This window comes from Bradyrhizobium sp. HKCCYLRH1034, assembly GCF_051168375.1.
In the GTDB taxonomy this organism is placed as follows: Bacteria; Pseudomonadota; Alphaproteobacteria; order Rhizobiales; family Xanthobacteraceae; genus Bradyrhizobium.
The window spans coordinates 175,679-188,939 of the sequence record NZ_JBNPUW010000012.1; the positions used below are offsets into that span (position 1 = coordinate 175,679).

The window sequence follows — 13,261 nt, forward strand, 5'->3', positions numbered from 1 at the left end:
GCCGGCGCTTTTTCGTGTTCGTTTGGCAAAATCCCCGGTCCGAATTGGAACCAATCAAGGCTCCTGGGCTTATGTCCTTGGACCGGAGGTCGGACCATGCTGCACGATGCCGGAATGCAAGTCATGAACGTGGCGATGGTCGGCGATGCTTATGCCATCGCCTCCAACTATCTGCGTCTCTCTGGCGAGATGCCGGAGGAGTTCACGCCGAACGAAAGACTCGTCGACATCATCGTTCAACTGATTCACCGCGGAGAATTCAACAAGCTCAAGCTCGCCAACAAGGCGATTTCGATGTTCAAGTCTGCCTGACGGCCTGACGTTCAAGAGGGGATGATATGGAAGCCGCCATCGATCGCATCATGCACACCTACGACCTGCTGGCGAACCGCACCGCTGCGGCGAGCGACGAGGCGCGCCGCAAGGTGAGCGCCTACATCCAGACGCTGTTCGAAGCCGGCGAGCGCGACCCGCATCGTCTCACCGTGTGCGGCCTGACCTATCTTCGCCAGCTCGACGGTCGCGTCGATCCGGTGAAGGCGGGCTACACCGGCCTCTGATGTCTTCGGCGCGAGATTGCTCGCGCGACGCTTGCCTCATGATACCGACAACCTGTATGAGACCATCCGGTTTCATGCAGGTTGCTTATTTTTGGGGGATCGATGCGTTTGGTGTCCCGAGTTATTGCCACGGCGGGAATCTTGGCCTTCGCGTGCGGAGAGCTGAGTCTGCCTACGAGGAGCATGGCTGAGACGGTCTGGCCCCAGAAGGGACCGAACAGTCGAGAAGCGCTGGCAAGAATAGGCGCCTGCGTAGAGACGACGATTACGAAAATTGCTGGTCGGTTCGATGAGCCGCTGTCGCCGACCCCGTTCAAACTCGGCGAGAAGCTCGACGAGCATGGTGAGCCCATGATGGATCAGGGCGTCCACTTGCTGTACCAGAACGGCGCCGAGCAGATCGACGCGGAGTGGAATGCCGCCGTCGCCCATTCCAAGTTGGGCGATGCCGTGCGGCTCTGCACCATCTGGAAGCCGAAGAAATGCCCGCCCGGCGATGATCGGGGGCGAATCTACAAGGCCACAAATCTCCGGACCAAGGGAACGTGGCAGATGTCGGAAAGCTGGCACTCCTGCGGCGGGGCCTGAGCAGGGGGCTTGCTCCAGCGGCCGTCCACCATATCTGGCGCAAATATCCGGTTTGACCCGCAACCGCTTGGCCTGTCCCTTGGCCTGCCGCCGCCCGTATGGTAAGGGCAGGGGTCTTTTCCGACCGCCTTCACTGAACCGACCGCCGGCCGCCTAAGGCCTTGCGGACGTGGAGATATTCCGCCGATGACCGCTTCCAGCGCCAAGCCCGCTTCGTCCGTCGATTCCTTCTTTTCCGCCACCTTGGCCGAGGCCGATCCCGAGATCGCCGCCGCCATCAAGGGTGAGCTCGGTCGGCAACGGCACGAAATCGAGCTGATCGCCTCGGAGAACATTGTCAGCCGGGCGGTCCTCGAGGCCCAGGGCTCGGTGATGACCAACAAATACGCCGAGGGCTATCCGGGCGCGCGCTATTACGGCGGCTGCGAATGGGTCGACGTCGCCGAGAACCTCGCGATCGACCGCGCCAAGAAGCTGTTCGGCGCCAATTTCGCCAACGTCCAGCCGAACTCGGGCAGCCAGATGAACCAGGCCGTGTTCCTGGCGCTGCTGCAGCCCGGCGACACCTTCATGGGCCTCGACCTCGCCGCCGGCGGCCATCTCACCCACGGCTCGCCGGTCAACATGTCCGGCAAGTGGTTCAAGGCCGCGCATTACACCGTTCGCCGCGACGACCAGCTGATCGACATGGATGCGGTGGCGAAGCAGGCTGAGGAAGTGAAGCCGAAGCTGATCATCGCCGGTGGCAGCGCCTATTCGCGCCCGTGGGACTTCAAGCGCTTCCGCGAGATCGCCGATAGCGTCGGTGCGTACCTGCTGGTCGACATGGCTCACTTCGCCGGCCTCGTCGCCGGCGGCGTCCATGCCTCGCCGGTGCCGTATGCCCACGTCACCACGACGACGACCCACAAGTCGCTGCGCGGCCCGCGCGGCGGCCTGATCCTGTGGAACGACGAGCAGTTCACCAAGAAGTTCAACTCGGCGATCTTCCCGGGCCTGCAGGGCGGCCCGCTGATGCACGTGATCGCCGCCAAGGCGGTGGCGTTCGCCGAGGCGCTGCGGCCGGAGTTCAAGACTTACGCGAAGAACATCGTCGAGAACGCGAAGGCCCTGGCGGAATCGCTGCGCGCCCACGGCTTCGACATCGTCTCCGGCGGCACCGACAACCATTTGATGCTGGTCGACCTCCGGCCCAAGGGGCTGAAGGGCAACATCTCGGAGAAGGCGCTGGTCCGCGCCGGCATCACCTGCAACAAGAACGGCATCCCGTTCGACCCCGAAAAGCCGTTCGTCACGTCCGGCCTGCGCCTCGGCACGCCGGCGGCGACCACCCGCGGCTTCGGCGTCGCCGAATTCCAGCAGGTCGGCAGCCTGATCGCCGAGGTGTTGAACGCGATCGCGCAGTCCTCCGAGGGTAGCGCGCCGCTGGTGGAAGCCGCGGTGAAGGAGAAGGTGAAGGCGCTGACCGACAGGTTTCCGATCTACCAGTAAGGCTTGAAGCCACAATGCGCTGCCCGAGCTGCAACAGCCTCGATACGCAGGTGAAGGACTCCCGCCCCACCGAGGATTCCTCGGTGATCCGGCGGCGGCGGGTCTGCGTCACCTGCAATTTCCGCTTCACGACCTTCGAGCGGGTGCAGCTGCGCGAACTGACCGTCATCAAGCGCAACGGCCGTCGCGTGCCGTTCGACCGCGACAAGCTGATGCGCTCGGTGCAGATATCGCTGCGCAAGCGCTCGGTCGATCCGGAGCGGGTCGAGAAGATGGTGTCGGCGATCGTGCGCGAGCTCGAGAGCGGCGGCGAGTCGGAGGTGTCCTCGGAGGCGATCGGCGAGATCGTGATGGAGCATCTGCGCGATCTCGACGACGTCGCCTATGTCCGCTTCGCCTCGGTCTACCGCAATTTCCGCGAGGCCAAGGATTTCGAGGCCGTGCTCGGCGAGCTCTCGGCCGAGGACGAAGCACCGCGCCTCGCGCCGGTCCGCAAATGATCTTCCGGGTTCTGGTCGATCAGGTCGGCGAGAAGCTGAAGGCGCAGAAGGACGCCGACCGCCGCTTCATGCAGCTCGCGCTGTCGCTCGGCCGTCGTGGGTTGGGGCGGACTTGGCCCAATCCCGCCGTCGGCGCCGTCGTGGTCAAGGACGGCGTGATCGTCGGCCGCGGCTGGACCCAGCCCGGTGGACGCCCTCATGGCGAGCCCGAGGCCTTGAAGCGCGCCGGCGAGGCCGCCAAGGGCGCCACCCTCTACGTGACGCTCGAGCCGTGCTCGCATTTCGGCAAGTCGCCGCCTTGCGTGGACGCGGTCATCGCCGCCGGAATCAACCGCGTCGTCTCGGCGATCGAGGACCCCAATCCCGAGGTCGCAGGGCAGGGGCATGCGAAGCTGCGCGCCGCGGGCATTCAGGTCGAGGTCGGCCTCTGCTCGGCGGACGCCAAGCGTGATCATGCCGGCCATTTCCGCCGCATCCGCGACGGACGGCCGCACGTGATCCTGAAGCTCGCGGTCTCCGCCGATGACAAGATCGCAGCCGCCGGCAACAAGCCGGTGGCCATTACCGGCGAGGCAGCGCGGACCCGCGTGCATCTGCTGCGGGCCCAGAGCGACGCCCTCCTGATCGGGGTGCGCACCGCGATCGCCGACGATCCGCTGCTGACCTGCCGGCTGCCGGGCATGGAGGCGCGCTCGCCGGTCCGGATCGTGCTCGATCCGATGCTCCGCCTTCCGGCTGCGAGCCGATTGATGCAGTCCGCGCGCACGACGCCGCTCTGGCTCGTCGCGTCCGAGGTGGCCGAGCCGGCTACCGCGACCCGGCTGGGCGCCGCCGGTGCGCAGGTGATCCGTGTCCCGCCGCAGGCCGACCCGTCGGCGCTGGAGCCGCCGGCCGTGCTCAAGGCGCTGGCGGAACGCGGCGTCACGCGTCTGATGATCGAAGGCGGCAGCCGCGTCGCATCATCTTTCATGGCAAGCGGCCTGGTCGATGAGATCTGGCTCCTGCGCGGCCCCGGCGAGATCGGAGCTGACGGGATTGCTGCGCTGGACGCATTGCCGCTGACCGCAATCACGCAGTCGCCGGCCTATCGCGTTCGTGCTAGCGAAACGCTCGATCAGGACAACCTTACGATTTACGAGCGCGCCTAATGTTCACAGGCATCGTCACCGACATCGGCGAGATCGTCAGCCTGACGCCGCGGACCGAAGGAAAGCTGCATCGGCTGCGCATTGCCTGCCACTATGATCAGGCCGGCATCGCCGATGGCGCGTCGATCGCCAACAATGGCGTCTGCCTCACTGTTGTGCAGTCAGGCGTGGCCGACGGAAAGACCTGGTTCGAGGTCGATGCCGCCGCGGAGACCCTGGCGCTGACCACCGCCAAGCACTGGCGCGTCGGCACCAAGCTCAATCTGGAGCGGGCGCTGAAGATCGGCGACGAGCTCGGCGGCCACATCGTCGCAGGCCATGTCGACGGCATTGCGACCATCGTCAGCCGGGACGACCTGCCGGACATGGCGCGGTTCGTTTTCAAGACAACGCGGGATCTGGCGCGCTTCATCGCCACCAAGGGCTCAGTCACCCTCGACGGCGTCTCGCTCACGGTCAACACCGTCGACGAACTGGCCTTCTCGGTGCTGATCATTCCACATACGCTGTCGGTCACCACGCTGTCGTCCTGGCAGGCCGGCAGCGAGGTCAATCTCGAGGTCGACCTGATGGCGCGCTATGCCGCGCGCCTCACGGAAATGAAGTAGCCTCGAAGGAGGCTTTCCGTCTTGGCTTTGCGGGCGCTCGCGCCTACAAGGCCAGCCCTCATGGCGAGGAGGCGCCGATGTGTCGTCTCGCAGCATGAGGCCGATTTCATCTCGCCCTTCGCGACGCGGCCGGATGGCCGCTCCCTTGGGGCGAGGCACCTGAAGACAATGGAAACAGAACCATGGCAGACGCACGGCGCGCGCCGCTCAAAGACCAGACCGACATCACCGGCGCACGGGCGCTGATCGTCGAGGCCCGCTTCTACGACGACCTTCAGGACGCCCTGCTGGAGGGCGCCACCGCCGAGCTGAAGGCGGCGGGCGTGGGCTATGATGTTCTCACCGTCACCGGCTCGTTGGAGATTCCGGCGACTATTGCCATTGCGCTCGATGCTGCCGCCAAGAACGGCAAGCCTTATGATGCGGCGATCGCGCTCGGCTGCGTCATCCGTGGCGACACAATCCATTTCGAGATCGTGTCGCAGGAATCCTCGCGAGCCCTGATGGATCTGTCGGTGGCGCGCGGCCTGCCGCTCGGCAACGGCATCCTCACCGTCAACAATGAGGACCAGGCGTGGGCGCGCGCCCGCGTCTCCGAGATGAACAAGGGCGGCGATGCCGCCCGCGCCGCGCTCGCCGTGCTGCGCATCAAACGCCGTCTGGCGCGAGGCTGACATGGCCGAGAGCAGCAAGCCATTCAAGGGCCCGGTCCGTGCCGGCGACCGCAAGGCCAACCGCCGTGGCGCCGCCCGTCTCGCCGCCGTGCAGGCGCTCTACCAGATGGACATCGCAGGCGCCGGCATCAACGACGTCCTGGCCGAGTTCGAGAGCCACTGGCTCGGCAACGAGGTCGAGGGCGAGCAGTATCTGCCGGCCGAGGCTGCGTTCTTCCGCGACATCGTCTCCGGCGTGGTGCGCGACCAGACCAAGATCGATCCGGTGCTCGATACGGCGCTGGAGCGCGGCTGGCCGCTGCAGCGGATCGAGGCGATCCTGCGCGCGGTGCTGCGCGCCGGCGCCTATGAGCTGGAGCGGCGCAAGGACATTCCGGCGCGGGTCGTCGTGTCCGAATATGTCGACATCGCCCATGCTTTCGTCGAGCGCGACGAGACCGGCATGGTGAATGCGGTGCTGGAGCAACTCGCCCGGCAATACCGCGCCGACGAGATGGGGCCGAAGTAGCGATGCGCGGCGCCGGAGCACGATCGCTGCGAACCGGCGCGATGCCAGTCTCTTTCCTCGACTATCATCACCCGCGACGGCGGGTGATCCCGTATTCCAGAGACGTTCAAGGGATAGGGAAGGGCCGCGGCGTACTGGATCGCCCGGCGCGACCGGGCGATGACAGCAGGGTGTGGGGGACGAGCGCGTGACTCACGACGCCTCCGGCGAAGATTCCCTGATCGCCCGCTACTTCAAGCCGCTGGCGACCGACCCCGGCGCGTTCGGCCTCGTCGACGATGCCGCGATCATTCCGGCCAATGGTGACGACATCGTCGTCAAGACCGACGCCATCGTCGAAGGCGTCCATTATCTCGCCAACGATCCCCCGGACACCATCGCGCGCAAGGCGCTGCGGGTGAACCTGTCCGATCTCGCCGCCAAGGGTGCGGTGCCCGCCGGCTTCGTCCTGACGCTGGCGCTGCGCGAGAAGGACGACGCGTGGCTGTCGGAGTTCGCGCGTGGCCTCGGCGAGGACGCGGCGGCGTTCGGCTGTCCGCTGCTCGGCGGCGACACCGTGTCGACGCCCGGTCCCGTGATGATCTCGATCGCGACTTGGGGGAGGGTGCCCAGGGGCCGGATGGTGCATCGCTTCGGCGCGCGCCCCGGCGACCGGGTGATGGTGACCGGGACCATCGGCGACGCTTTGCTCGGCCTGCGCATCCTGACGGGCACAGCCGAGGCCGCGGCGCTGGCCGACGATGCCGCCGCGCGGGATATGCTGATCGGCCGTTATCGCACGCCGCAGCCGCGCAATGCACTGGCCGCGGCCGTGCGAGACTGCGCGACCGCCTCGATGGACGTCTCTGATGGCCTCGCAGGCGACCTGACCAAGCTCTGCGCCGCCTCTTCCGTGAGCGCCGACATCGCGCTGTCCGACATTCCACGATCGCCGGCAGCGGCGAAGCTGCTTGCTGTCGGAGCCGCGCAGCTGGAAAGCATGATCTCCGGCGGCGACGATTACGAGATCCTCTGCACTGTTCCCGCAGCGCAATGCGCAGCGTTCCGTGCTGCAGCCGAGACGGCGGGCGTTGCCGTCACCGACATCGGCGCCATCGTCGAAGGGGCGCGAGCCCCGCGCTTCCTGGACGGGCAGGGCCGTCCCGTCACACTGACGCGCTTGTCCTTCAGCCACTTCTGACACCTATTTGCACCGCACAATGCGACCAAAGAAGCGTCTGAATTTGGAGCGGTTCAGGCGTCGCGGCGTTGCGTCATCATGGCTATTTTGGCAAGCTTCATATGTTCGAGGCGGCTCCGCCCGGAGCGGCCTGACAGGGGGCGTGCGTCGCACCATCGCGGCGTGACGTAGTTAGAACAAGCAAAGAGCCGAGGAAACTAAATGTCAGCTTTATGGGTGATCGTGCTCTGCGGAGCGCTGTCGATCGTCTATGCGATCTGGGCCACACAATCGGTGCTCAGCGCGGACGCCGGCAATGCGCGCATGCAGGAAATCGCGGCGGCGGTGCGTGAGGGCGCGCAGGCCTATCTTCGCCGCCAATATACGACGATCGGAATCGTCGGCGTCGTGATCTTCGTGCTCCTTGCGTATTTCCTCGGCATGCTCGTCGCGATCGGCTTTGCGATCGGCGCGATCCTCTCCGGCGCGGCCGGCTTCATCGGCATGAACGTGTCGGTGCGCGCCAACGTCCGCACGGCACAGGCGGCCATCACCTCGCTCGCCGGCGGCCTGGAGCTCGCCTTCAAGGCCGGCGCCATCACCGGTCTGCTCGTGGCCGGTCTCGCGCTGCTCGGCGTCACCATCTACTTCGGCATCCTCACCGGCTTCATGAAGCTCGCGCCGGACAGCCGCACCGTGATCGACGCGCTGGTCGCGCTCGGCTTCGGTGCCTCTCTGATCTCGATCTTCGCCCGTCTCGGCGGCGGCATCTTCACCAAGGGCGCCGACGTCGGCGGTGACCTCGTCGGCAAGGTCGAGGCCGGCATCCCGGAGGACGATCCGCGCAACCCCGCGACCATCGCCGACAACGTCGGCGACAATGTCGGTGACTGCGCCGGCATGGCCGCCGACCTGTTCGAGACCTACGCGGTGACCGCGGTCGCCACCATGGTGCTGGCGGCCATCTTCTTCGCCAAGTCGTCGCTGCTGGCGAACATGATGACCCTGCCGCTCGCCATCGGCGGCATCTGCATCATCACCTCGATCGCCGGCACTTTCTTCGTCAAGCTCGGCGCCAGCCAGTCGATCATGGGCGCGCTGTACAAGGGCCTGATCGCGACCGGCGTGCTCTCGCTCGGCGGCGTCGCGCTGGCGATCGGGTGGCTGATCGGCTTCGGCAAGCTCGAGGGCGTCGACTACACGGGCACGGCGCTGTTCGTCTGCGGTGTCGTCGGCCTCGTCGTCACCGGCCTGATCATCTGGATCACCGAATACTACACCGGCACCGACTTCCGCCCGGTGAAGTCGATCGCGGCCGCCTCGGTCACCGGTCACGGCACCAATGTGATCCAGGGCCTCGCCATCTCGATGGAGTCGACTGCGCTGCCCGCGATCGTCATCATCGCCGGCATCCTGGTCACCTACAGCCTCGCCGGCCTGTTCGGCATCGCGATCGCCACCACGACGATGCTGGCGCTGGCCGGCATGATCGTCGCCCTCGACGCCTTCGGCCCGGTGACGGACAACGCCGGCGGCATTGCCGAAATGGCCGGCCTGCCCAAGGAGGTCCGCAAGTCGACCGACGCGCTCGACGCGGTCGGCAACACCACCAAGGCGGTCACCAAGGGCTACGCGATCGGCTCCGCCGGTCTCGGCGCCCTGGTGCTGTTCGCGGCCTATAACCAGGACCTGCAGTTCTTCATCGCGGATTCGGCGCACCATCCCTATTTCGCGGGGATCAAGCCGGACTTCTCGCTGAACAACCCCTACGTCGTGGTTGGCCTCTTGTTCGGCGGCCTGCTGCCGTATCTGTTCGGCGCGATGGGCATGACCGCGGTCGGCCGTGCCGCCGGCGCGATCGTCGAGGAGGTGCGCCGCCAGTTCCGCGAGAAGCCCGGCATCATGCAGGGCACCGACAAGCCTGACTACGGCAAGGCGGTCGACCTGCTGACCAAGGCGGCGATCAAGGAGATGATCATCCCCTCGCTGCTGCCGGTGCTGTCGCCGATCGTCGTGTACTTCCTGATCTACGCGATCGCGGGCGGTGGCGCGGCCGGCAAGTCGGCGGCGTTCTCGGCCGTCGGCGCCATGCTGCTCGGCGTCATCGTCACCGGCCTGTTCGTCGCGATTTCGATGACCTCGGGCGGCGGCGCCTGGGACAACGCCAAGAAGTACATCGAGGACGGCCACTACGGTGGCAAGGGCTCGGATGCGCACAAGGCGGCGGTCACCGGTGACACCGTCGGCGATCCCTACAAGGACACGGCCGGCCCGGCCGTCAATCCGATGATCAAGATCACCAACATCGTGGCCCTGCTGCTGCTGGCGATCCTCGCGCACTGAGGCGCGCCGACGCGTCTTGACGAGCGAAGACCCCGCGGCGCGAGCCGCGGGGTCTTTTCATGAGGCTGTGTTGTTTGGTTGTTTGCTACTCGGCCGCGCGCTGCCGCGTCCGATAGCTCTGCAACGTGCTCTGCGCCATGCGCGGCTGCAGCTGCGAGAAGCTCGCCAGATGCTGGTCGAGCTGTGGGCGTGCGCTGCCGCTGGCGCTCGCCTGCATGAACAGCAGCGTCGTCGTCGTGACCCAGGACAAGTCGAGCGCCTTGGCGAGCACCAGGAGCTGGTCCGGCTGGTTGCGCACGAAGGCGCGCTCGACCACGTCGAGCGGCAGCTTGCACATCAATGACAGCGCCAGCGTGACCTTGTCGAAGCTGGCTTCCTTGGCGAAGCCGTGCAGTTGCGCCTCGTGGAGCTGGCCGGTCGCGTGCAGCAGCTCGACATAGTCCCTGGCGGTGACGAAGTCGGCCGAGCGTGTCCGCGCGGCGGCATGCAGATGATCCGAAGCCTGCGCCACGGCGAGCTCGACGATCTCGGTCCGCGCCGCGTCGGCGCTGGCGAGCTGGCTGCGCACCGCGTCGGAGGCTTCGACGAACAGCCGGACCAGCACCTCGCGCGGGCTGTCGGGCCGGCTCCAGAGTTTCAAGGCGAGGCCGGGATCGTCGGACGCCTTCGTCACCAGGCCGGAGAAGCCGTGATCGGAGAAGCGCGCGCCGCCATTGTTGGCGGTGTTCGAAACGACGGCCTGATTGCCGCGATCGACCAGAACGTCGGTGACGGATTCGGTGAGGATCTTGCGGTCGGAGATCGCGAGCAGATGCTCCTGGCCCTGGGTCTGCGCGGTCGCAACCAGGATCTCGTCGTCGAGCCGGTCGCTCCGGCGCAGCACGGGACCGGCCACCGCAATCGTCTCGTCACTGGCGAGCAGCCGGAGCAGCCGCGGCGGTGCATCAGGCAGGACCGCGAGCCGGCTGCCGAGCTGCGCCCGCGCCGCAATGGCGACATTGTCGAGCAGCTTGGACAGCACGTGGTCGAACAGATCGACGTGTTCTTCGTTGAACTTGCCGGAGCCCACCACGAACAGGTCGGTGACGCGCTCCAGGATCTCGGCGCGCCGGGAGACGTAGCGGCTGGCGAGAATGTCTTCGAGCTGATGGAGGACGCTGTTGGGCAAGGCACGGCTCACGCGATGGACGACGCCGACGCCTGCCCCTCGGACGATGATCGGACCGCATCCACGCGAGGTTGTCGGCCCGGCATCCGCCGACGGTATCTCGCAACCAGATCAAAGACACGCGGCCGCCACGTATCGCATCATCCCGCTTAAGGTGCCGTTACACCACGCCCCCCCCCATTCCAAAGCTCCGCCGAGACGCGGCGCCGCCGGGCCCAGGGCTATTTCACGTCCATCTGCAGGCCTTCCTTCTGGATGATCGACGCGAATTTGGCTGTCTCGGCTTGGACGAAGTCGCCGAACTGCTGCGGCGTGCCGTAATCGGCCCGCGCGCCCATCGCGGCGATATTCTTGCGGATGTCCTCGCGCTCCAGCATCGCCTTGACCTGCAGGTTGAGCGCGCTGACGATCTCGGGCGGGCAGGCCTTGGGCAGGAATACGCCGAACCAGGACGAGACGTCGAACTTGGCCAGCTCCGGCGCGCTTTCGCGCATCGTCGGCAGGTCAGGCGCATTGGCGCTGCGTTCCGGCGTGGTGACGCACAGGCCAGTCAGCTTGCCCTCCTGCACCTGCGGCAGCGATGGAAACAGATTATCGAACAGAATCTGAATGTCGCCGGCGAGGGCGGCCTGCAGCGCCGGGCCGGCGCCGCGGAACGGAATGTGCGTCATCTTCAGCCCGGTGAGCTGCAGGAACCAGGCGCCGGTCAGATGCGGGCTCTGGCCGACGCCGGACGAGGCGTAGTTCAGCTTGTCGGGATTGGCCTTCAGAAAAGCGATCAGCTCCGGGATCGACTTGAGGCCGGTCGAGGGATGCGCCGAGACGATGTTGGGGATGCGGATCATGTTGGAGACCGCCTGCAACTGATCCGGCTTGTAGGCGAGGTTGCGGAAGATCGAATAGGCGATCGCGTTGGGACCGGGGTTGCCGATCAGGACCGTATGGCCGTCGCCCTTGGTGTTGCGCGCGACCTCGGCGGCGCCGATCGTGCCGCCGCCGCCGGAGCGATTCTCGACCACCGCCGATTGTCCCCACGCCGTCTGCAGATGCGCGGCCAGCAAGCGTCCCATCACATCGGTGCTGCCGCCGGGCGCGGCGGGCACGATCAGCTTGACCGTCTCGGTCGGACGCCAGTCGGCGAGACTCGCGCGCGGCAGGATGGCGGCTGTGGACAGCGCGGCGGCTCCGGACAGCAGCTTGCGGCGCGACAGCGCGATACGAAGAGCCAATGATTCCTCCCTGCCTGTGTTTTGCGGCAGGGTAGGGAAGATTGCGGCGCCAGAGCAAGCAGGCGAATGGCGCACGAGCTGCGCCAATCAGCGCAGTTCACCGGCTTTGTGCCGTCACCCGGAAACATATTCCGGACCGCGGCGATCGGGCCCGGATCAGTTGAAGCTGAGCAGCTTGAACAGCGGCGTCAGGTAGCTGAGCTCCTGGCCGGAGGTCGGCGTCGTGCGGCTGACGAAGTCGAAGATCTTGCCGTCCTTCATGCCGTAATTGGCGAGGCGGCGGACCTGGCGGTTCTTGTCGAAATAGATCGCAATGACGCGCTGATCGACCACCTTCTGGTTCATGAAGGCAACCGGGCGCTCGGCTCGCTGGGAGATGTAGTAGAATACCTCGCCGTCGAGTGTCGCCACCGTCGAGGGCGTGCCCATCACGATCAGCACCTGGTCCTGGCTGGCGCCGATCGGGATCTGCTCCAGCGCGCCCGGCGGCATGATGTAGCCCTTCTGGAACTGCTCGCCGGTGCAGGCGCCGAGCGCCAGGCAGGTCAGCGCGATCGCACCAAGGGTGCGCAGACGGGAGCTCAAGCCACGGGAGAGCAGGCGGGCAGTCGTTCGCATTGTCTGGGTCATCTTCTTCAGATCGGATCCCGTCCCCTTGCGTCGGGCAGGGCGTTGACGTACCGGGCAAACTTGCGGATTGCAACATGCCCCTGAACAGGGTCAGGGAAACTCGACCGCGGAACCGTCATGCTCTGGCCATTCAACCATCTCAGGAAATCCCGACCGTCCCCGCGCGGGACCATCGAGCCGATCTATGGCACGATCGTGGCACAAACCCGAGACCCGTTGTTTTATAGACACTTGAATGTCCCTGACACGGTCGATGGGCGGTTCGATCTGCTGATTCTGCACCTCTGGCTGGTGCTGCGGCGGCTGCGCGGGGTGGGATCGGACCTGTCGCAGGCGCTGTTCGACCGGTTCTGCGACGACATGGACGACAATCTGCGCGAGATGGGGGTGGGGGATCTCACCGTGCCCAAGCGGATGCAGAAGTTCGGCGAGGCGTTCTATGGCCGCACCGCCGCCTATGACCTTGCCTGGTCCGAGAGCGAGGCCCGGCTGGCGGACGCATTGCAGAAGAATATCTTGAACGGGGAGCATCCGGACAGCGCGGCCGGACTTGCCGCCTATGCGGCGCGGGTGGCCGCGCACCTCGCCGCTCTCGACGACAACAGGCTGCTCGGCGCCGGCTGGAGCTTCCCGCGGCCGGTTCAGCAGGACTAGC

At 66.3% G+C, this 13,261-nt stretch carries 15 protein-coding genes; 12 read left to right on the plus strand and 3 right to left on the minus strand.

Annotated elements, in window-relative coordinates; all coding sequences use genetic code 11:
• The first annotated feature begins 96 nt into the window (after positions 1 to 96).
• The 11 genes from ACQR0W_RS25975 to ACQR0W_RS26025 all read left to right on the plus strand — a co-directional run bounded on the left by ACQR0W_RS25975 (position 97) and on the right by ACQR0W_RS26025 (position 9,579).
• The gene (locus tag ACQR0W_RS25975) at positions 97 to 312 is read left to right on the plus strand and encodes a hypothetical protein (protein ID WP_315711436.1); all 216 of its coding nucleotides are present in this window, start codon (positions 97 to 99) and stop codon (positions 310 to 312) included.
• Between the two features lie 26 nt (positions 313 to 338).
• Positions 339 to 560 (plus strand): hypothetical protein, encoded by a 222-nt coding sequence (locus ACQR0W_RS25980; protein WP_315711437.1) that lies wholly within the window; start codon positions 339 to 341, stop codon positions 558 to 560.
• A 183-nt stretch (positions 561 to 743) separates the two neighbouring features.
• On the plus strand, positions 744 to 1,148 hold the full coding sequence (locus ACQR0W_RS25985) for a hypothetical protein (RefSeq protein WP_316172058.1): 405 nt from the start codon (positions 744 to 746) through the stop codon (positions 1,146 to 1,148).
• A gap of 186 nt (positions 1,149 to 1,334) precedes the next feature.
• Positions 1,335 to 2,639, plus strand: coding sequence for a serine hydroxymethyltransferase (glyA, locus tag ACQR0W_RS25990; RefSeq protein ID WP_434840839.1), 1,305 nt, complete (start codon positions 1,335 to 1,337; stop codon positions 2,637 to 2,639).
• 14 nt (positions 2,640 to 2,653) lie between these two features.
• Positions 2,654 to 3,139 (plus strand): transcriptional regulator NrdR, encoded by a 486-nt coding sequence (gene nrdR / locus ACQR0W_RS25995; protein ID WP_006612773.1) that lies wholly within the window; start codon positions 2,654 to 2,656, stop codon positions 3,137 to 3,139.
• Positions 3,136 to 4,287, plus strand: coding sequence for a bifunctional diaminohydroxyphosphoribosylaminopyrimidine deaminase/5-amino-6-(5-phosphoribosylamino)uracil reductase RibD (gene ribD / locus ACQR0W_RS26000; RefSeq protein WP_316193075.1), 1,152 nt, complete (start codon positions 3,136 to 3,138; stop codon positions 4,285 to 4,287). The genes nrdR and ribD overlap by 4 nt, the downstream gene beginning before the upstream one ends.
• Positions 4,287 to 4,895, plus strand: a complete 609-nt coding sequence (locus ACQR0W_RS26005; RefSeq protein WP_316193074.1) for a riboflavin synthase — start codon at positions 4,287 to 4,289, stop codon at positions 4,893 to 4,895. The genes ribD and ACQR0W_RS26005 overlap by 1 nt, the downstream gene beginning before the upstream one ends.
• A 182-nt stretch (positions 4,896 to 5,077) precedes the next feature.
• A complete protein-coding gene (ribH, locus tag ACQR0W_RS26010) occupies positions 5,078 to 5,569 on the plus strand; it encodes a 6,7-dimethyl-8-ribityllumazine synthase (RefSeq protein WP_316193073.1) in 492 nt (163 codons plus the stop codon).
• A gap of 1 nt (position 5,570) precedes the next feature.
• Positions 5,571 to 6,077, plus strand: a complete 507-nt coding sequence (nusB, locus tag ACQR0W_RS26015) for a transcription antitermination factor NusB (protein WP_315711446.1) — start codon at positions 5,571 to 5,573, stop codon at positions 6,075 to 6,077.
• A 187-nt stretch (positions 6,078 to 6,264) separates the two neighbouring features.
• On the plus strand, positions 6,265 to 7,257 hold the full coding sequence (gene thiL / locus ACQR0W_RS26020) for a thiamine-phosphate kinase (protein WP_316191343.1): 993 nt from the start codon (positions 6,265 to 6,267) through the stop codon (positions 7,255 to 7,257).
• A gap of 201 nt (positions 7,258 to 7,458) precedes the next feature.
• The gene (locus ACQR0W_RS26025) at positions 7,459 to 9,579 is read left to right on the plus strand and encodes a sodium-translocating pyrophosphatase (RefSeq protein ID WP_434840838.1); all 2,121 of its coding nucleotides are present in this window, start codon (positions 7,459 to 7,461) and stop codon (positions 9,577 to 9,579) included.
• An 85-nt stretch (positions 9,580 to 9,664) separates the two neighbouring features.
• Here the strand turns inward: ACQR0W_RS26025 and ACQR0W_RS26030 are convergent, their stop codons facing one another.
• The 3 genes from ACQR0W_RS26030 to ACQR0W_RS26040 form a co-directional block, all read right to left on the minus strand.
• Positions 9,665 to 10,747 carry a DUF2336 domain-containing protein gene (locus ACQR0W_RS26030; RefSeq protein ID WP_316172053.1) on the minus strand — a complete coding sequence of 361 codons (1,083 nt, stop codon included), beginning with the start codon at positions 10,745 to 10,747 and terminating at the stop codon, positions 9,665 to 9,667.
• Positions 10,748 to 10,968: 221 nt separating this feature from the next.
• Positions 10,969 to 11,976, minus strand: a complete 1,008-nt coding sequence (locus ACQR0W_RS26035; protein WP_315752914.1) for a Bug family tripartite tricarboxylate transporter substrate binding protein — start codon at positions 11,974 to 11,976, stop codon at positions 10,969 to 10,971.
• 156 nt (positions 11,977 to 12,132) lie between these two features.
• A complete protein-coding gene (locus ACQR0W_RS26040; RefSeq protein ID WP_315711452.1) occupies positions 12,133 to 12,594 on the minus strand; it encodes an outer membrane protein assembly factor BamE in 462 nt (153 codons plus the stop codon).
• A 129-nt stretch (positions 12,595 to 12,723) separates the two neighbouring features.
• Here ACQR0W_RS26040 and ACQR0W_RS26045 point away from each other — a divergent pair, with 129 nt between their 5' ends.
• Entirely contained in the window at positions 12,724 to 13,260 is a 537-nt protein-coding gene (locus tag ACQR0W_RS26045; protein WP_315711454.1) for a ubiquinol-cytochrome C chaperone family protein, read from the plus strand.
• Position 13,261: the final 1 nt, after the last annotated feature.